Source organism: Candidatus Poriferisocius sp. (assembly GCF_965219775.1).
Lineage (GTDB): Bacteria > Actinomycetota > Acidimicrobiia > Acidimicrobiales > Bin134 > Poriferisocius.
In genome coordinates, this window is sequence record NZ_OZ244793.1 from 3,041,957 (window position 1) to 3,060,999 (window position 19,043).

At 68.7% G+C, this 19,043-nt stretch carries 18 protein-coding genes; 16 read left to right on the forward strand and 2 right to left on the reverse strand.

Annotated features, from left to right (window positions below):
- Positions 1 to 32: 32 nt before the first annotated feature.
- Positions 33 to 779, reverse strand: a complete 747-nt coding sequence (locus ACOQPQ_RS13765; protein WP_420640421.1) for a 2,3-bisphosphoglycerate-dependent phosphoglycerate mutase — start codon at positions 777 to 779, stop codon at positions 33 to 35.
- Positions 780 to 984: 205 nt separating this feature from the next.
- On the opposite strand from ACOQPQ_RS13765, the gene dnaK reads away from it, so the two are divergent.
- The 13 genes from dnaK (at position 985) to purQ (ending at position 13,592) form a co-directional block, all read left to right on the forward strand.
- Entirely contained in the window at positions 985 to 2,859 is a 1,875-nt protein-coding gene (gene dnaK / locus ACOQPQ_RS13770; protein WP_420639983.1) for a molecular chaperone DnaK, read from the forward strand.
- Entirely contained in the window at positions 2,856 to 3,437 is a 582-nt protein-coding gene (locus ACOQPQ_RS13775) for a nucleotide exchange factor GrpE (RefSeq protein ID WP_420639984.1), read from the forward strand. Before dnaK ends, ACOQPQ_RS13775 begins: the two co-directional genes overlap by 4 nt.
- A 10-nt stretch (positions 3,438 to 3,447) precedes the next feature.
- Positions 3,448 to 4,347 carry a DnaJ C-terminal domain-containing protein gene (locus ACOQPQ_RS13780; protein ID WP_420639985.1) on the forward strand — a complete coding sequence of 300 codons (900 nt, stop codon included), beginning with the start codon at positions 3,448 to 3,450 and terminating at the stop codon, positions 4,345 to 4,347.
- Between the two features lie 91 nt (positions 4,348 to 4,438).
- Positions 4,439 to 4,771 carry a heat shock protein transcriptional repressor HspR gene (locus tag ACOQPQ_RS13785; protein WP_420639986.1) on the forward strand — a complete coding sequence of 111 codons (333 nt, stop codon included), beginning with the start codon at positions 4,439 to 4,441 and terminating at the stop codon, positions 4,769 to 4,771.
- Positions 4,772 to 4,784: 13 nt separating this feature from the next.
- Positions 4,785 to 6,137, forward strand: coding sequence for an ergothioneine biosynthesis protein EgtB (gene egtB, locus ACOQPQ_RS13790; protein WP_420639987.1), 1,353 nt, complete (start codon positions 4,785 to 4,787; stop codon positions 6,135 to 6,137).
- Positions 6,137 to 7,108: an L-histidine N(alpha)-methyltransferase gene (gene egtD, locus ACOQPQ_RS13795; RefSeq protein ID WP_420640422.1), complete on the forward strand. Its 972-nt coding sequence runs from the start codon at positions 6,137 to 6,139 to the stop codon at positions 7,106 to 7,108. The genes egtB and egtD overlap by 1 nt, the downstream gene beginning before the upstream one ends.
- Before the next feature lie 53 nt (positions 7,109 to 7,161).
- On the forward strand, positions 7,162 to 8,448 hold the full coding sequence (locus ACOQPQ_RS13800; RefSeq protein ID WP_420639988.1) for an adenylosuccinate synthase: 1,287 nt from the start codon (positions 7,162 to 7,164) through the stop codon (positions 8,446 to 8,448).
- Positions 8,445 to 9,701 carry a phosphoribosylamine--glycine ligase gene (gene purD / locus ACOQPQ_RS13805; RefSeq protein ID WP_420639989.1) on the forward strand — a complete coding sequence of 419 codons (1,257 nt, stop codon included), beginning with the start codon at positions 8,445 to 8,447 and terminating at the stop codon, positions 9,699 to 9,701. The genes ACOQPQ_RS13800 and purD overlap by 4 nt, the downstream gene beginning before the upstream one ends.
- The gene (gene purE, locus ACOQPQ_RS13810; protein ID WP_420639990.1) at positions 9,698 to 10,165 is read left to right on the forward strand and encodes a 5-(carboxyamino)imidazole ribonucleotide mutase; all 468 of its coding nucleotides are present in this window, start codon (positions 9,698 to 9,700) and stop codon (positions 10,163 to 10,165) included. Before purD ends, purE begins: the two co-directional genes overlap by 4 nt.
- Complete coding sequence (gene purB / locus ACOQPQ_RS13815) at positions 10,158 to 11,630, forward strand: adenylosuccinate lyase (RefSeq protein ID WP_420639991.1); 1,473 nt, start codon at positions 10,158 to 10,160, stop codon at positions 11,628 to 11,630. Before purE ends, purB begins: the two co-directional genes overlap by 8 nt.
- Before the next feature lie 46 nt (positions 11,631 to 11,676).
- A complete protein-coding gene (locus ACOQPQ_RS13820) occupies positions 11,677 to 12,570 on the forward strand; it encodes a phosphoribosylaminoimidazolesuccinocarboxamide synthase (RefSeq protein ID WP_420639992.1) in 894 nt (297 codons plus the stop codon).
- A 10-nt stretch (positions 12,571 to 12,580) separates the two neighbouring features.
- The gene (gene purS, locus ACOQPQ_RS13825) at positions 12,581 to 12,916 is read left to right on the forward strand and encodes a phosphoribosylformylglycinamidine synthase subunit PurS (RefSeq protein ID WP_420639993.1); all 336 of its coding nucleotides are present in this window, start codon (positions 12,581 to 12,583) and stop codon (positions 12,914 to 12,916) included.
- Between the two features lie 13 nt (positions 12,917 to 12,929).
- Positions 12,930 to 13,592, forward strand: a complete 663-nt coding sequence (purQ, locus tag ACOQPQ_RS13830) for a phosphoribosylformylglycinamidine synthase subunit PurQ (RefSeq protein WP_420639994.1) — start codon at positions 12,930 to 12,932, stop codon at positions 13,590 to 13,592.
- On the opposite strand, the gene ACOQPQ_RS13835 is transcribed toward purQ, so the two are convergent.
- Positions 13,589 to 13,987, reverse strand: coding sequence for a hypothetical protein (locus ACOQPQ_RS13835; RefSeq protein ID WP_420639995.1), 399 nt, complete (start codon positions 13,985 to 13,987; stop codon positions 13,589 to 13,591). The two genes, purQ and ACOQPQ_RS13835, sit on opposite strands and share 4 nt — an antisense overlap.
- Positions 13,988 to 14,160: 173 nt before the next feature.
- Between ACOQPQ_RS13835 and purL the strand changes: the two genes are divergently transcribed.
- The 3 genes from purL to purM all read left to right on the forward strand — a co-directional run bounded on the left by purL (position 14,161) and on the right by purM (position 19,043).
- Positions 14,161 to 16,359: a phosphoribosylformylglycinamidine synthase subunit PurL gene (gene purL, locus ACOQPQ_RS13840; protein ID WP_420639996.1), complete on the forward strand. Its 2,199-nt coding sequence runs from the start codon at positions 14,161 to 14,163 to the stop codon at positions 16,357 to 16,359.
- Between the two features lie 76 nt (positions 16,360 to 16,435).
- Complete coding sequence (gene purF / locus ACOQPQ_RS13845) at positions 16,436 to 17,962, forward strand: amidophosphoribosyltransferase (RefSeq protein ID WP_420640423.1); 1,527 nt, start codon at positions 16,436 to 16,438, stop codon at positions 17,960 to 17,962.
- Positions 17,955 to 19,043: a phosphoribosylformylglycinamidine cyclo-ligase gene (gene purM, locus ACOQPQ_RS13850; RefSeq protein WP_420639997.1), complete on the forward strand. Its 1,089-nt coding sequence runs from the start codon at positions 17,955 to 17,957 to the stop codon at positions 19,041 to 19,043. The genes purF and purM overlap by 8 nt, the downstream gene beginning before the upstream one ends.

The following is a 19,043-nucleotide window of genomic DNA, read 5'->3' on the forward strand; positions in this document are numbered from 1 at the left end:
TGGGCTGACCTCCTGCAGCCCCCGGTAGGCGCTCAGCCCGCTTGCTCGGCCACGGCGGCCGCCGCTTCGACGGCGGCGGTCGGGTCGAGTGAGCGGGCGAGCGTCGTCTTGGCCTCTGCGGGCATCATGTCGGGCCCGATGTCGTACACCAGCGGCATGCCGGTGGGGATGTTGAGTTCGGTGATGGCCTGGTCGTCGATCCTGTCGAGGTGCTTGGCCAACGCCCGCAGGCTGTTGCCGTGGGCGGCGATCAACACCACCCGTCCGGCTCGCAGGTCGGGGACCACCGCATCGAACCAATAGGGCAAGAGCCGCTGGACCACGTCGGCCAGGCACTCGCTCTTGGGGATCAACTCCGGGGGCAAGAGCCGGTAGCGGGGGTCGCCGTTGGGGTTCCACGGGTTGTCGTCGGAAATGGGCGGGGGCGGGGTGCGGTAGCCCCGACGCCAGGCGTTGAGCTGCTCCTGGCCGTAGCGCCGGCGGGTCTCCCCCTTGTCCGATCCGGTGAGGTCGCCGTAGTGGCGTTCGTTCAGCCGCCAGTGCCGCCGCACCGGTACCCAGGCCCGTCCCATCTCGGCCAGGGCCAACTCCGCGGTGCGGATGGCCCGGGTCTGCAGCGAGGTGTGGACCACGTCGGGCAACAGCCCGGCGTCGGCCAGTGCCCTACCGCCCGCTCGGGCCTCAGCCTCACCCCTCGGGGTCAGGTCGCAGTCGTACCAACCGGTGAACTGGTTGGTGGCGTTCCATTGGCTCTGGCCGTGACGCAGCAGGATGAGCATTGTCGGTTGCACGGTGGTCAACCTACCGCAGGCCGCCTGCCGTCCAACGTTCTCGTCGCCGGCCTGCCCGGTCAACCCTTCGTGGATATCACTCAAGTTTGCTGTACGGGAGTTTGCTATGGGCAGGACCGACGGTATCCTGAGTGGCGAATCCCGCCCTGGGGCGGAACCCCAAGGGCCAGACCGGACAAGGAGTCAAAGCAGCATGGGAAAGGTTGTCGGCATCGATTTGGGCACCACCAACAGTGTGGTCGCGGTTCTCGAAGGCGGTGAGCCCGCCGTCATTGCCAACGCCGAGGGCTCTCGCACCACCCCGTCGGTGGTGGCCTTCTCCAAGGAGGGCGAGGTGCTGGTGGGAGAGGTGGCCAAGCGCCAAGCCATCACCAACCCCGACCGCACCATCCGATCGGTCAAGCGCCACGTGGGTACCGACTGGTCGGTGGACATCGACGGCAAGGCCTACAGCAGCCAGGAGATCTCTGCCCGGGTGCTCCAGAAGCTCAAGCGAGATGCCGAGACCTATCTGGGCACCGACGTCACCGAAGCGGTCATCACCGTCCCGGCCTACTTCGACGACGCCCAGCGCACCGCCACCAAGGAGGCGGGCACCATCGCCGGCCTCGAGGTGCTCCGGATCATCAACGAGCCGACGGCGGCCGCGTTGGCCTATGGCCTCGACAAGGGCGACACCGACCAGACCATCTTGGTCTTCGACCTGGGTGGGGGCACCTTCGACGTCTCCATTCTGGAGATCGGCGACGGGGTGTTCGAGGTGAAGTCCACCAGCGGCGACACCGCCCTGGGCGGCGACGACTGGGACGACCGGGTGATCGGCTGGTTGGTGGACTCGTTCCGCAACGACCACGGCGTGGATCTCAGCAAGGACAACATGGCCATGCAACGCCTCAAGGAGGGCGCGGAGCGGGCCAAGATCGAGTTGTCGCAGACCCAGAGCACCAACGTGAATCTGCCGTTCATCACCGCCACCGACGCCGGCCCGCTCCACATGGACTACGAGCTCAGCCGAGCCAAGTTCCAGGACCTCACCAGCGACCTGTTGGACCGGTGCCGCAAGCCGTTCGAGCAGGCCCTTTCCGATGCCGGGCTGTCCGCCGGGGACGTGGATCACGTGATCCTGGTGGGTGGTTCCACCCGAATGCCCGCGGTGGTCGACTTGGTGACCGGGATGACCGGTACGCAGCCCCACCAGGGCGTGAACCCCGATGAGGTGGTGGCCGTGGGGGCCGCCGTCCAAGCCGGTGTGCTCAAGGGCGAGGTCAAAGACGTGCTCCTGTTGGACGTGACCCCGCTGTCGCTGGGCATAGAGACCAAGGGCGGGGTGATGACCCGGCTCATCGAGCGCAATACCACCATCCCCACGCGGCGCACCGAGGTGTTCACCACCGCCGACGACAACCAGCCCACCGTGGAGATCCACGTGCTCCAGGGGGAGCGGGAGATGGCCGGTTACAACAAGACGCTGGGCAAGTTCCAGTTGGTGGACCTGCCCCCCGCCCCCCGGGGCGTGCCCCAGATCGAAGTCACCTTCGACATCGACGCCAACGGCATCGTGCACGTCTCGGCCAAGGATCGGGCCACTGGCAAGGAGCAGTCCATCACCATCACCGGGCAGAGTTCGTTGGACAAGAGCACCATCGATCAGATGGTTGCCGACGCCGAGGCCCACGCCGCCGAGGATGCCCGTCGACGGGAGGAGGCCGAAGCGCTCAACAACGCCGACAGCCTCGTGTACCAGGTGGAGAAGTTGCTGGCCGACGCCGGTGACTCGGTGGATCCGGACCGCCGTTCCGAGGCGGAGGCCCTGTTGGGTGACCTGAAGGCGGCCATCGAGGAAAAGGACGTGGACCGCATTCGCTCCGCCACCGAGGCCCTGTCGGTCGTCAGCCAGCAGATCGGGGCGGCGATGTACGAGCAGGCCGCCGGGGATGCCGCCGGAGGCTTCGCCGGAGATGCCGCCGCCGGGGACGCCGCGGGCGACGGCAACCTCGGCGACGACGCCGACGACAACATCGTGGACGCCGAAATCGTCGAAGATGACGGCGATGGGACCAAGCAGTGAGCGGGGTGCCCGAGGTGGAGGTTGATTCGGCGGCTTCGGCCGAGGCGCACGCCGAGGCTCACGAACCGCCGCAGCACGCCGCCGACCCCGACACGGCAACGGTGGACCACGCCGCTCAGGGCGACCCCGACGCCACAACCGCGGACCACGAGGAAGAGCCGGTGCCCTCCATCGAGGAGCTCTTGACCCAACGGGACGGCTACCTCAGCGATCTCCAGCGAGTGACGGCCGAGTTTGCCAACTACCGCCGCAAGGCGGCCGAACGCCAACAGGAGACGGTGGCCATGGCGGCCGCCGGCATCGTCGAGAAGGTGCTGCCGGTGCTCGACGCCGCCGACGCCGCCGTGGGCCAAGGAGCCCACGACGTGGCGCCCATCCGTGACGCCCTGTTCGCCGCTTTGGAGAAGGAGGGACTGGCCCGGCTGGACACCCCCGGCGCCCTCTTCGACCCCAACTGCCACGAAGCCGTGGTTCACGAGCCGGGAGAGGGAGAGGCGGTGATCGCCGAGGTGTTGCGGGCCGGCTACCAGTGGAACAACCGGGTCTTGCGTCCCGCCATGGTCAAGGTCCGGGGGTAGGCCGCCCGTGGTGGAAGTCAAGCGGGAATGGCTGGAGACCGACTACTACAAGGTGCTCGGCGTTTCTCCGTCGGCGTCGGACAAGGACATCACCAAGGCCTATCGTCGTTTGGCTCGCAAACTGCACCCCGATGCCAACCCCGGGGACGCCGGGGCGGAGGAGCGGTTCAAGGAGGTCTCGGCGGCCTACGACGTGCTGGGCGACGGCGAGCGTCGGGCCCAGTACGACCAGGTGCGCCACATGGGGCCGATGAACTTCCAGGCGGGCCCCGGCGGCTTCACCATGGAGGGCGACCTGGCCGACTTCATGTCCAACTTCATGGGCGGTGGCCGCTTCGAACGCGGCGGCCGTCCGTTCACCGGGCGCACTCCCCCCATGCGGGGCAGCGACCTGCAAGCTCACCTGACCCTGGACTTTGCCGAGGCGGTACGCGGGGTGACCACCGACGTGGTGCTGAGCGGCGACACCGCCCAGGTGGGCCAAGCCATCGCCGTGCGGATACCGGCCGGGGTGGACAGCGGCCAGAAGATCAAGTTGGCCGGCAAGGGCGAGCCCGGGGTCAACGGCGGGCCCCCCGGCGACCTCTACGTCACGGTCAAGGTGAGGGCCCACCCGGTGTTCGGGCGCCAGGGCAAGAACCTCACCGTGACCGCGCCGGTCACGTTTGCCCAGGCCGCCCTGGGTTCGGAGATCTCGGTGCCCACCTTCGAGGGCGATCCGGTGACCCTTCGCCTGCCCCCCGGGAGCCAGCCCGGCCAGGTCCTTCGGGTTCGGGATCGGGGCGTGCAGACCGGCAAGGGAACCGGCGACCTGCTCGTGAAACTCTCCTTGGAGGTACCCACCCAGTTGACCGAAGAACAGCGCCAAGCCCTCGAAGCCTTCGACAAGACCATGGAGGACACGCCGTGACGCATCTCCCATCTGGGATACGGTCTCTCCTTATCTTCCTTGTCGTCTTGCCTGTCCTGCGAGCCTTGCCCCTGGTGATGGAGGCCCCACGATGATCGACCCCCGGGGCCGTGATCGGGCCGTGTACGTCATCTCGGTGGCGGCCGAGCTGGCCGGAGTCCATCCCCAAACCCTGCGCATCTACGATCGCCGGGGTCTCGTCCAGCCCGCCCGCACCGGCGGGGGAAGCCGACGCTACAGCGAAGCCGACATCGACAAGCTCCGCCGGATTCACGAACTCACCAGTGAGGGGATGAACCTGGATGGCGCCGAGCGGGTACTGGCCCTGGAGGCCGAAGTGGCCCGGCTGACCGCCCAGGTGGAACGCCTCACCAAGGAACTGGAGTCGAAGCGGGCCGATATCGTTCTCTATCGCAAGAGCTGAAGCCCAAGTTCCCGTGACGTCCGCCCTCGCTCCCCAATGCCGCGACCTGTTGACGGCCTACCAGACGGTCCGGTCCACCACCGACGCCCTCTGTGCCCCGCTGAGCAGCGAGGACCAGTGCATCCAGTCGATGCCCGACGTGAGCCCCACCAAATGGCACCGGGCCCACGTGACCTGGTTCTTCGAGACCTTCCTGCTCGCGCCCCATCTGGCCGGCTACCGCCCCTTCCACCCGGCGTTCGCCTACCTGTTCAACTCGTACTACGAAGCGGTGGGGCTACGTCACCCCCGACCCGAGCGGGGCAATCTGTCGCGGCCGTCGTGTGCCGAGGTCGCCGAGTACCGAGCCCACGTGGACCAGGCCATGGCGGTGCTGCTGGCCGGCCCGCTCGACGACGCCGTCGTCCAACTGGTGGCGTTGGGCCTCCACCACGAGCAACAGCACCAGGAGTTGTTGCTCATGGACATCAAGCACGTGCTGTCCACCAACCACGCCCTGTGGCCCGCGTACCACGATCCGCCGCCGGCTGACATCGGCCCGGCCGGCTCGCGACCCTCGCCCGGCCGGTGGATCGACGTGGACGGCGGCGAGGTGTGGTTGGGTTGCGACGCTGACAAGGCCGGGGCCGACGTAGACGGGGCCGCCGGGGCCGGCGGTGCCTTCGAGAGCTTCGTCTTCGACAACGAAGGGCCCCGCCACCGCTCGATCCTGGCCCCGTACCGGTTGGCCGACCGCTTGGTGACCTGCGGCCAGTGGCTGGAGTTCATGGCCGACGGCGGCTACGACACCCCCACGTTGTGGCTGTCGGACGGCTGGTACACGCGACAGGATCAAGGCTGGCGGGCCCCCGCCTACTGGGACCTCCACCCCGACGACGGCCCGCAGGTGTTCACCCTTCACGGCCGCCGACCAGTGGATCCCGACGAGCCCGTGTGCCATGTGTCGTTCTACGAGGCCGATGCCTTCGCCCGCTGGGCGGGTGCCCGCCTGCCCATCGAAGGGGAGTGGGAGCACGTTGCCGCCGGGCAACCGCCGGTGGGCAACCTGGGCCACACCGGGCGCTACCACCCGACCCCTCCGAACGCCCCTGGGGCGGCCCCCGCCCCCAACGACCCCGGCTGGTACCAACTCTTCGGCGACGTGTGGGAGTGGACGGCCAGCCCCTACACCCCCTATCCCGGCTTTCGCCCGGCGCCGGGAGCGGTGGGCGAGTACAACGGCAAGTTCATGGTCAACCAGTTCGTGCTCCGGGGTGGAGCCTGCGTCACCCCGCCGGGCCACATCCGGGCCACCTACCGGAACTTCTTCCATCCCCACACTCGCTGGCACTTCTCTGGGGTGCGGCTGGCCCGGGACGCACCGTGATCGAACCGGTCATCGACGTCCATCTACACCCTGAGTGGCTGGACCAGCAGCTTCGCGCCGACGTGGCCGAGGGGCTGGCCGCCCGGCCGCGGGAGCTGCCGCCCAAGTGGTTCTACGACGATCGGGGCAGCGATTTGTTCGACCAAATCACCCGGCTGCCCGACTACTACCCCACCCGTCGGGAGCGGGAGATTCTGGCCCGCGAGGTGGCGGTGATCGCCGAGTTGTCGGGGGCCGACACCATCGTCGAGTTGGGCTCGGGAACCTCGGAGAAGACACGGATCGTGCTGGACGCCTGCACCGCCACCGGGCGCCTGCGCCGCTACGTTCCCTTCGACAGCAGCGAGGCCACCCTCCAGGCCGCCGCCGTGGAGTTGGCCGCCGCCTACCCGGGCTTGGCGGTCCACGGTGTGGTCGGCGACTTCGAGCACCACTTGAGCGCCATCCCCGCGGGCGGCTGCCGGTTGCTGATGCTCCTCGGGGGAACCATCGGCAATTTTCCCACCGAATCCCGCAAGGACTTCCTCGCCACCGTGGCCGACACCATGGCGCCCGGCGACTGCTTCCTGCTCGGCTTCGACCTGGTGAAGGACCACCACCGGCTGGTCGCCGCCTACGACGATCCCGACGGGGTCACCGCCGCGTTCAACCGCAACGTGTTGTCGGTGATCAACCGCCGACTGGAGGCCGACTTCGATCCGGAGCAGTTTGCCCACGAAGCCCGCTTCGACGCCGACGAGGAATGGATCGAGATGTGGCTCCGGTCCCGCCGAGCCCAGCGAGTGACCATTGAGGGACTGGGGATGTCGGTGGACTTTGCCGCCGGCGAGCCGATCCGCACGGAGATCAGCGCCAAGTTCCGGCCCGAGAACATCGGCCCCGAATTGGCCGCCGTGGGCCTGGCCATGGAGCACCTGTGGACCGACGCCCAGGGCGACTACGCCCTCACCCTGTCCCGAATGACGGGTTGACGACGGTGGGCCGGGTAAGGTCCAGTCGTAAGCCACGCTGATGGAGTAGGTCTTTGCCGGCAACGGTGGTCGTAGGCACCCAATGGGGCGACGAGGGCAAGGGCAAGTTCACCGACCTCCTTGCCCGCGACATGGACATGGTGGTGCGCTACCAGGGGGGCCACAACGCCGGCCACACGCTGGTGGTGGAGGGTCGGACCTTCAAACTCCAGCTCGTGCCCAGCGGCGTGCTCTCCCCCCACGTCACCCCGATCATCGGCAACGGCGTGGTGGTCGACCCCTTGGTGCTCATCGCCGAGATGGACCAACTGGCCGCCGGGGGCATCGACTGCGGACGGCTCCGGGTGAGCGGCAACGCCCACCTCATCCTTCCCTATCACCAGGCGTTGGACGTGGTGACCGAGCGGCACCTGGGGCGCAACAAGCTGGGCACCACCAAGCGGGGCATCGGCCCGGCCTACGCCGACAAGGCGGCCCGCGTCGGATTGCGGGTGCAGGACCTGCTCGATCCCAAGATCTTCCGGGAGAAGCTCGGCGTGGTGCTGCACGAGAAGAACCCGCTGTTGGCCAAGGTCTACAACCGGCTGCCCTTCGACCCCGAGGCCATGGCCCAGCAGTATCTGGAGGAATGCGGCCCCCGGCTGGCCCCCCACATCGCCGACACGGTGGGGCTGATACACGATGCCCTGGACACCGGCGGCAACGTGCTGCTGGAGGGGGCCCAGGCCACTTTCTTGGACCTCGACCACGGCACCTATCCGTTTGTCACCTCGTCCAATCCGGTGGCCGGGGGGGCCTGTGTGGGGGCGGGCATCGGCCCTCGCCACATCGACCGGGTGATCGGCGTGACCAAGGCGTACGTCACCCGGGTGGGCTCGGGGCCGTTCCCCTGTGAGCTCACCGACGAGATCGGCGACCACCTGGTGGACGTGGGTCACGAATACGGCACCAATACCAAGCGTCGCCGGCGCTGCGGCTGGCTCGACACGGTGATGCTGCGGCACGCGGTGCGGGTCAACTCCCTGTCCGATCTGGCCATCACCAAGCTGGACGTGCTCGACGACCTCGACCCCATCAGGGTTTGCGTGGCCTACGACATCGACGGTGAGCGGCACCACTCCCTGCCCTACCACCAGTCGGACATCCATCGGGCGGTTCCCGTCTACGAGGACTTGCCGGGCTGGCGCACCGATCTGACCGGGGTGAGCGACCGGTCGGAATTGCCCCGGCAGGCCGACGACTACCTGCGCTTCATCGAGGAACAGGCGGGCGTCCCCGCCTCGTTGGTGGGGGTCGGCCCCGGCCGCGATCAGTTCTTGACCTACCGCCCGGCCCCGTGAAGGTGTGTGTGGTCGGCCATGGCGGCCGGGAACACGCCTTGGCCCATGTGCTCGGTCGATCCTGCGACGTGGTGGTCACCCCCGGAAACCCCGGCATCCCCGGCTCCACCTCGACGCCCGCCACTGAGATCGACGCCGACCTCTACGTGATCGGCCCGGAAGCCCCGCTGGTGGACGGCCTGGCCGACGAGCTGCGAGCCGCCGGTGGCCTGGTCTTCGGCCCCGGTGCCGATGGTGCCCGGCTGGAGGGGTCGAAGGCGTGGATGAAGGAGCTGTTGGTGGCCGCCGGAGTGCCCACCGCCGCCCACGGCTCGTTCACCGAAGCGGAGGCCGCCCTCGGCTATCTCGACACCATGGGCGACCTCTTCGTGATCAAGACCGACGGCTTGGCCGCGGGCAAGGGTGTGCTGGTCACCGAAAGCCGGGGGGAGGCGGCCGACGCCGTGCGCTCCTACTTGTCGGGGGAGGCCTTCGGCGAGGCCGGGCGCCGGGTGGTGATCGAGGAGGGCCTCACCGGCCCGGAACTGTCGGTGCTGGCCGTGTGCGACGGCCACCGGGCCGTGCCGCTGGCCCCGGCCCAGGACTTCAAGCGCATCGGCAACGGCGATGTGGGCCCCAACACCGGGGGGATGGGGGCGTACTCCCCGGTGCCGGTGGCGGGCGACGACGTGGTGGCCGAGGTGATGGATCGGGCGGTCGGGCCCACGTTGGCGGCCCTGCGGCAGCGGGGCATCGACTACCGCGGGGTGCTGTACGCCGGCTTGATGCTCACCCCCCACGGCATCAAGGTGCTCGAGTACAACGTGCGCTTCGGCGATCCCGAAGCCCAGGTGGTGCTCCCCCGGTTGCGGTCGGACCTGGCCGAGTTGCTGGCCGGGGCGGCCGCGGGATCGTTGACGACCGTGCCGGAGTACGGACCGGACGCCGCGGTCACCGTGGTGTGCGCCGCTGCGGGTTACCCCGCTGCCCCGAGAGTGGGCGACCCCATTGTCGGGATCGACGAGGCCAACGCCGAAGAGGGGGTCACCGTGTTCTGCGCCGGGGTGGCCCCCGCCGGTGACCACCAGGATGGCCGGAGGCTCAACACCGCCGGGGGTCGGGTGCTGGCGGTGACCGGGCAGGGACCCGACCTGACCACCGCCCGAGACCGGGCCTACGCCGGGGTCACCCACATCGATTGGCCGGGCCGCTACGTTCGCACGGATATCGCCGCCGACGCCGTACAGGGCACTTTGGGGAGGGTCGCACCATGAGCCAGACCGTGAGCAAGAGGGTCGCCGTGTTGATGGGATCGGCCAGCGATGAGGACACCATGGCTCCGGCCCGCACCACCCTGGAGCAGTTCGAGGTGGACTGCCACTGGGAGGTCATGTCGGCCCATCGCACGCCCGAGAAGGTGCGCCGGTTCGTGTCCGAAGCCCGCGACAACGGGTTCGGGGCCATCATCTGCGGGGCGGGCATGGCCGCCCACTTGGCCGGGGCGACGGCCGCCCAGACCACCCTGCCGGTGATCGGGGTGCCGCTGGCGGGCGGCGCCCTCAACGGGGTCGACGCCCTCTACGCCACTGTGCAGATGCCCAAGGGGATCCCGGTGGCCACGGTGGCGATCAATGGGGCCATGAACGCCGCCCTGCTGGCCATCCAGATCCTGGCCGTTTCCGACGCCGATTTGGCCGATCGCCTGGCCGCCCACCGCGCGGAGATGGCCGGTGGCTGACCGGGAGCCCGTTCCCGACGGTCTCGACGGCCACGATGGCCGCGGGCCTGAAAGCCGCGATCGACCGACGGGCAAGGATCACCTCCCCGACGTGGTGGCCGACCGGTACGCCAGTGCGGCCATGGTCGCCCTGTGGTCGCCGGAGGGCAAGGTCAAAGCGGAGCGTCGCTTCTGGGTGGCGGTGCTGGAGGCCCAGCAACGGCAGGGCATCGCGGTGCCCGACGGCGCGGTGGAGGCCTACCGGGCCGTCATCGACCAGGTGGATCTGGATTCCATCCGGGCCCGGGAGCGCGTCACCCGCCACGATGTGAAGGCCCGCATCGAGGAGTTCTGCGCCCTGGCCGGCCACGAGCTCATCCACAAGGGAATGACGTCGCGCGATCTCACCGAGAACATCGAGCAGCTTCAGATCCGCAACTCGCTGCTGTTGGTGCGGGACAAGTTGGCCGCCGTGGTGTGTTCGCTGGGCGAGCTGGCCGGCGAACACGCCGAACTGGTGATGGTCGGGCGCACCCACAACGTGCCCGCGCAGGTCACCACCCTGGGCAAACGGTTGGCGAGCTACGGCGAGGAGGGGCTGGCGGCGTTGCGTCGGATCCAGGATCTGCTGGGTCGCTACCGGCTGCGGGGGCTCAAGGGCCCGGTCGGGACCCAGCAGGACCAGCTCGACCTGTTCGGCGGGTCCTCCGACTTGGTGTGGTCCCTCGAGCAGGAGGTGGCGGCTGGGCTCGGCTTCGACGAGGTGATGGGAAGCGTGGGGCAGGTGTATCCCCGGTCACTGGACTACGACGTGGTGTCGGCTCTGGTGCAGGCCTCGTCGGCCCCGGCCAACCTGGCTCGTTCCGTTCGGCTCATGGCTGGCCTCGGGCTGGTCTCCGAGGGCTACCAGGCCGGACAGGTGGGATCCTCGGCCATGCCCGGTAAGCGCAACGCCCGCACCGCGGAGCGCATCGGCGGGCTCTCGGTGGTGGTGCGGGGCTACGGCGACATGGTGGGCGCGTTGGTGGGGGACCAGTGGAATGAGGGCGATGTGAGCTGTTCGGTGGTTCGCCGGGTGGCCCTGCCGGGGGCCTTCTTGGCCCTCGACGGGCAACTGGAGTCGGTGCTGGTGGTGCTCAATGAGCTGTCGGTGTTTCCCGACGCCATTGCCGCCGAGGTGGCCGCCAACCTGCCCGCGCTGGCCGCCACCCGGGTGCTGACCGCCGCGGTGGCCGCCGGGGCCGGCCGGGAACAGGCCCATCGGGTCATCGCCGAACACGTGCCCAAGGGGGAGGACTTCTTCTCGGCGGTGACCACCGACGACCGTCTGCCCCCCGTGGGAGACGCGGTGGCCGCCATCCGAGCCCAGCCGCTGTCGCTGACCGGGGCCGCGGTCCAACAGGCGCAGGACTTCGCCGCCAAGGCCGGAGAACTGGCCCAGGAGTTCCCCGACGCCGCCGCCTACCAACCGGAGCCCATCTTGTGATCCCCCCCAACACCGACCAACCCACCACTCGGAGCAGAGTCAGCCCATGAGCCAGTACGCCAAGCAGAACATCGGCTTGCCCCCGGTGCATTCCGGCAAGGTCCGCGACATCTTCGACGCGGGCGACGGCCGCCTGTTGATGATCGCGTCGGACCGGATTTCGGCGTTCGACGTGGTGATGGACGAACCCGTACCCGACAAGGGCCGGGTGCTCACCGCCATGTCGGCCTACTGGTTCGAGACGCTGGCCGACGTGCTGCCCAGCCACCTCATCTCCACCGACGTGGCCGACCTGCCCCACGAGGCCCAGGTGGACGGCGTGGCCGGACGGGCCATGTTGTGCCGACGAGCCGAGATGCTGCCCATCGAGTGCATCGTCCGGGGCTACATCACCGGATCGGCCTGGCGGGAGTACCGGGAACACGGCACCATGCACGGCCAGGACCTCCCGACCGGGCTGCAGGAATCGGACCAACTGCCCGAACCGGTGTTCACCCCGTCGACCAAGGCGGAGTCCGGCCACGACGAGAACATCTCCTACGACCAGGCGGTGGCCCTGGTGGGCCCGGATTTGGCCGAGCAGGCCCGGTCGGCCTCGCTGGAGTTGTACCGCCGGGCCTCGCAGGCGGCCGCCGACCGGGGGATCATCATCGCCGATACCAAGTTCGAGATGGGCTTGGTGGACGGCACCCTGGTGGTGGCCGACGAGGTGTTGACCCCCGACTCCTCCCGGTTCTGGCCGGCCGACGGCTGGGTGGCCGGGACGACGCCGCCGTCGTACGACAAACAGCCGGTGCGCGACTACCTGAGCACGCTGGACTGGAACAAGCAGTACCCCCCGCCCCCGTTACCCGCCGACGTGGTGGCCGCCAGTTCGGACCGTTACATCAGCGCCTACGAGATCATCACCGGCCGCCGCTTCGCCGACTGGCCCGGATGACCGGGCGGTCATGACACCAGGGTCCATGGGCGAGGAGTCCATCAACAAGGGGTCGCCGGGCGAAGACTCGGCACACCAAGGGGCCGGGAATCAGGACTTCTCGGTGTTGGTGGAGGTGAGCCTTCGCCCGGGCATTGCCGACCCCGAGGGCTTGACCATCGAACGGGCCCTTCCCGCCCTCGGATTCACCGGGGTTCACGGGGTGCGGGTGGGCAAGAGCATCCGGTTCACGGTGCGGGCCAACCGGGAATCCGAGGCCCGTCAACTGGTCGAAGCCATGTGCGAGCGCTTCCTGGCCAACCCGGTGATCGAGGACGTGGACATCACCGTTGGCAGGCTGCCGTGAAGGGGAGGGGGCGGTGACGACCAAAGTGGGCGTGGTGGTCTTTCCCGGTTCCAACTGTGAACACGACGTTGTGGAGGCGGTGGACGCGGTCGGGGGAGCCGGAGAGCTGGTCTGGCACAAGGACACCACGCTCGGAGACGTAAACGCGGTGGTACTACCCGGAGGCTTCGCCCACGGCGATTATCTGCGAACCGGGGCGATGGCCCGTTTCTCACCGATCATGGGGGCGGTGGCCGACTTTGCCCGTGCCGGCGGACCGGTGGTGGGCATCTGCAACGGCTTCCAGATACTCACCGAGGCCCGGATGTTGCCCGGTGCCCTCTACAAGAATCAGGGACTGAGGTTCCTGTGCCAGCCTGCGGTCGTGCGGGTCGAGTCCAATGATTCAGCGTTGACCCGCCATTTGGCGGTAGGCCGAGAACTCAGCATTCCCATCAATCACTTTGAGGGCAACTACGTGTGTTCACCGGACACGCTGGACGAGTTGCGCGCCGAAGGGAGAATTGTGCTCACCTACCGGGACAATCCCAATGGATCAACGGCCGACATCGCGGGCGTGTGCAACGAGAACGGCAACGTGGTGGGGCTCATGCCCCACCCTGAGCGAGCGGCTCATCCGTTGCTGGGCAGCACCGACGGTGCTGCCTTGCTGAAGGGTCTGATCAGCGGTGATTAGTCCGTGGAGCGGGTGCGGGCGATGCCGGCAGCCTTCAGAACGCTGGCCGGAACGCCAACCTCGCGCCATGCCGCATAGGAAATGCCCTTGCGGTTGCTGTACTCGGCAGCGATGGCGATGAACTCACCCTCGGATTCGCTGATGTCCACTTTTTCGACTTCTTTGGTCAACTCGGCTTCCAAGTCCATGAGTTCTTGGATCAGATGAACGCGCTTCAGCGGCTTGGCCTGGGCGATCTCACCGGGAAGTTCGGCAACGCGGGCCTGCATTCTCTCGGTCGAGCGCTGCCGGCCCCGCTTCGGCTTGGTGGAGTCGAGAGCGTTCAGGTAACGGCTGACCGTGCGCCCCTGTGCTTGTCCGTGAGCCCGCGCCGACTTGGCTTCTTCAGATACCATCGGGTTCCTCATTTCAGGTTGTATTCGAGGTTGAACAGGTGTGATCAGCAAGCTGACCGCCCGTATTCAACTATACCCGGTCACGCTGTTCAAACTCACCATTCAATTCCATCGACTTTCGGGCCAACCGGCCCCCCCAAACCTTCGGCCTCCGAAAGTTCGGGTGGTTTCCGGTGAGCGAGCCCCTTCATCGAACCTTGGGGTTGACCGACGAGGAGGCCGGGGGCATCCAAAAGCTGTTGAACCGCGCCCCCAATCACCTTGAATTGGCCATGTTCGCGGTGATGTGGTCGGAGCACTGCTCCTACAAGTCCTCCCGACGGCACCTGAGTCGGCTGCCCACCGAGGCCCCCTGGGTGTTGGTCGGTCCGGGCGAAAATGCCGGGGTGGTGGACGTGGGGGACGGTATCGCCGTTGCCATCCGCATCGAGAGCCACAACCACCCGTCGGCCATCGAGCCCTATCAGGGGGCGGCCACCGGGGTGGGCGGCATTCTTCGGGATGTCTTCACCATGGGGGCCCGGCCGGTGGCGGTCATGGATTCGCTGCGATTCGGCCGTACTGACGACCCCCACAGTCGCTGGATTGCCGAAGGAGTGGTGTCGGGCATTTCCGGGTACGGCAACGCGGTGGGTGTGCCGACCGTGGGCGGCGAAACGGTGTTCGATGGAACTTATTCGGGCAACCCGTTGGTGAACGTCCTCTGCCTGGGGGTGATGCCCGCCGAACGGCTGGTGCTGGGCCGGGCCAGCGGTGCGGGCAACCTGGCGGTGCTGTTGGGCGCGTCCACCGGGCGCGACGGCATCGGCGGGGTGAGCGTGCTGGCCTCGGCCTCCTTCGACGACGAGGAGGCCCAGGCCGACAAGCGGCCCAGCGTGCAGGTGGGAGACCCCTTCGAGGAGAAGCGGCTCATCGAGGCCTGCCTGGGCCTTTTGGACGCCGGGCTGGTGGTGGGGATCCAAGACCTCGGGGGTGCCGGGCTCACCTGCGCCACCAGCGAGACCGCCTCCCGGGGCGGGGTGGGCATGGATGTGGACGTGGCTGCCGTGCCCCGTCGGGAGCCGGGCATGGAGCCCTTCGAGGTGCTCACCAGCGAATCGCAGGAGCGGATGCTGGCCATCGTGGAACCCGACCACCTGCCCGAGGTGTTGGCCATCTGTGACCGTTGGGATGTCCAGGCTTCCGTGGTCGGCCGGGTCACCACCGGTGGCCTGCTGCGGGTGCGCGACGGTTTGGACGGGCCCGTGCTGGCCGAGGTGCCTGCGGCCTCGTTGCACGAGGACGCCCCGCTGTACGACCGCCCCCGCCGCCCGCCGTCCGACTGGGAAGAGGCCAGAGCCGACACGGCCGGGCAATTGCCGCCGCCTGCCAACGTCGGAGCCGACTTGTTGGCCCTGTTGTCCGACCCGTCGTGGGTCTATCGCCAATACGACCACATGCTGTTCTGCAATACCGTGGTCGGCCCCGGCGCCGACGCCACCGTGTTGCGGCTCAAGCACCCGACCACCGGCGCCGACACCGGTCGAGGCCTCGCCCTGACCGTCGACGGCAACCACCGGTGGTGTGCGGTCGACCCTCGGGGGGGCACGGCCCGGACGGTGGCCGAGTCGGTGCTCAACCTGGCCTGCGTGGGGGCCCGACCGTTGGCCCTGGTCAACTGTTTGAACTTCGGCAATCCCGAGCATCCCGAGGTGATGTGGCAGCTCTCGGAGGCGATCGACGGCATGGCCGAGGCCTGCGAGGCCTTCGGCATTCCGGTGGTGGGCGGCAACGTGAGCCTCTACAACGAGTCGAACGGCCACAACATCGACCCCACCCCGGTGATCGGTTTGCTCGGGGTGATCGACCGCTTGATCCGCGTTCCCCCCGGCCTGGCCTGGAACGAAGGCGACCGGGCGATCATGATCGGGGCGGGCGACGCCGAGCTGTCGGGTTCGCAGTGGGCCGCGGCCACCGCCGGGCACAAACGGGGCCGACTGGCCGAGCTGGACTACGGGCAACATCGGCGGGTGGCGGATCTGGTGAGGGCCCTGGTGGCGGGCGACATGGTCTCGGCCGTCCACGACGTGTCCAGCGGTGGGGTGGGGGTGGCGTTGGCCGAGATGGCCGCCGTGTCCGGCATCGGCTTTCGCGGGGCCCGCATTCACGGCCACGCCGAGCTGTTCGGTGAGGCCCCCTCCCGGGTGGTGGCCGCGGTGAACCCCGAGTTGCTGTCGGCGGTGGAGTCGGCGGCCGAGGCGGCCGGGGTGGCCGTGGCCCGCATCGGGCTGGCCGGAGGTGACCGGTTCACCATTCGGGGCCTGGTGGATGTGGACATGGCCGACATCACCCGCCGCTGGAACTCGGCCATGCCCGGCCCACCGGAGAGGTGATCCCGTGAGCGCTCGGCCATGCCAGACTGAGACCGTGGCTGATTCCCTGCGGGAGCCGACAGGGGGGCCCATCGGGGTGCCCATGGGGGAGTCCATCGATGAGATCGCCGGGGAGGCCTGTGGCGTCGTCGGCATCTACGCCCCCCACGATCCGGTGGCCCATCTGAACTACCTGGCCCTGCACGCCCTGCAGCACCGGGGCCAGGAATCGGCGGGCATCGCGGTGAGCGACGGCGAGAACCTCACCGTGGTCAAGGACATGGGCTTGGTGGCCACCGTGTTCGACGACCGGACCCTGGCCACCCTGGACGGCCGATTGGGCATCGGCCACACCCGATACTCCACCACCGGCACCAGTTCGTGGAGCAACGCCCAGCCGGTGTACCGCAGCACCGGCGACCACCAGTTCGTGCTGGGCCACAACGGCAACCTCACCAACACCGTGGCGCTGGCCGAAACCACCGCACTGCTGCCGGGCATGGTCGGCTCCGACAGCGACCTGATCGGGGAGCTGCTGGCGGCCGAGATCACGGCCATGTCGCCGTCGATCAGGGCCCGGGGCCGGGTGCTGGAGCGGGCGCTGGAGGGCGTGCTGCCCCGACTGCAGGGGGCGTTCTCGTTGGTGCTGGCCGACGAGGAGCGGGTGATCGGGGTACGGGACCCCAACGGCTTTCGCCCCCTGTGCCTGGGGCGGTTGGACCGGGGGTGGGTGTTGGCGTCGGAGACCCCAGCGCTCGACATCGTGGGGGCCCATTTCCTGCGGGAGCTGGCGCCGGGGGAGATGGTGGTGATCAACGGCAGCGGGGTGCGATCCGTGCGCCCGTTCCCCGAGGAGCGGGTGGATCCCCGAATGTGCATCTTCGAGTTCGTTTACTTCTCCCGGCCCGACTCGGTGATCTACGGCCAGAGCGTGCACCACGCCCGGGTGCGTATGGGTGAGATGCTGGCCCGACAATCCCCGGTTCCGGCCGATCTGGTGATGGGCGTGCCCGAATCGGGACTGCCCGCAGCGGAAGGGTTCTCCCGGGCCAGCGGCATACCCTACGGCCAGGGGCTGGTGAAGAACCGCTACATCGGGCGCACGTTCATCGCTCCCAGCCAGCAGATGCGATCCATGGGGGTGCGGATGAAGCTCAATCCCCTGCGGGACAGCATCGCGGGCAACCGGCTGGTGGTGGTCGACGACTCCATCGTACGGGGCACCACCACCCGGGCCCTGGTGGCCATGCTGCGGGAGGCGGGCGCCGCCGAGGTCCACCTGCGCATCAGCTCCCCGCCCTACCGCTGGCCCTGCTACTTCGGCATGGACACCGGGGACCGCTCCGAGCTGCTGGCCGCCCACCTCACCGTGGCCGAGATGGCCGACTACGTGGGGGCCGACACCCTGGCGTTCATCGACCTGGAGGGCTTGACCGCAGCCACCGGCGCGGTGGGGGCCGGATTCTGCAACGCCTGTCTCACCGGCGAGTATCCGGTGGAGGTGCCGGTGGCCCTGGGGCCGGAGAGCGCCGCCGTTCTGCCGAAGCCGGAGGGTCCGCCGGCGCCCGCCAACCAGCCGGTGTTGTCATTGGGGCCGGCACCCGATGGGGCAGCCGGTGGGTGAAACCTACGCCTCCTCGGGGGTGGACATCGCCGCCGGCGAGCAGGCGGTGGAGCGCATCAAGGACGCCGTTCGCTCCACGTTTCGCCCAGAGGCCATCGGCGACCTGGGCGGCTTCGGGGGGCTGTTCGACTTCACCCGCCACGGCTACAAGAGGCCGGTGCTGGTGTCGGCCACCGACGGCGTGGGCACCAAGGCCTACGTGGCGTCGACCGCCGGGCGGTTCACCACTATCGGCATCGACCTGGTGGCCATGTGCGTGGACGATCTGGTGTGCCAGGGGGCCGAGCCGCTGTTCTTCTTGGACTACCTGTCGGTGAGCCGGCTGGATCCGCATCGGGTGGAGCAACTGGTGCTCGGCGTGGCCGAGGGGTGTCGCCAGGCAGGCTGCGCCCTGATCGGCGGCGAAATGGCCGAGCATCCGGTGGCCGGTTTCGGGGTGGTGTCCTCGTCGCCCACCGCGTCGCAGGATCAGTTCGAGCTGGTGGGGTTCGCCGTGGGGGTGGTGGAGCGGGATCGCCTGGTCACGGGGGCCAAGGTCCGTCCGGGTGACACGCTGATCGGCCTGCCGTCCCCCGGACTTCGGTGCAACGGCTACTCCTTGGCCCGTCGGCTCTATTTCGAGGTGGCCGAGCGAACACTGGACGACCCCGCCTGGGAAGGCAGCCCCCACTCGGTGGCCGACGAACTGCTGTTGCCCTCGGTGATCTATGCCCCGGCCGTGCGAGCAATGCTGGCCAAAGTGGAAGCGCAGGCCATCGCCCACATCACCGGTGGGGGCATCCCCGGCAACCTGCAACGGGTCTTGCCCGACAAGGTGGACGCCGTGGTCGACCGGAGTTGCTGGGAGCAGCCTCGGGTGTTCGCGGAACTGCAGCGCATCGGCGAGGTGGCCGATAAGGAGATGGCCCGGGTGTTCAACCTCGGCGTGGGCATGGTGGTGGTGGTGCGGGAGGCCGACGCCACCAAGGCCATCGACCTGTTGCGCACCGGTGGCCACCGGGCGGTGGCCATCGGCCGGGTGGAGAAGGGTCGGGGCCAGGTTCACCTGATCGGCCCGGCCAGCCAGGCCGCTCAGCCCTAG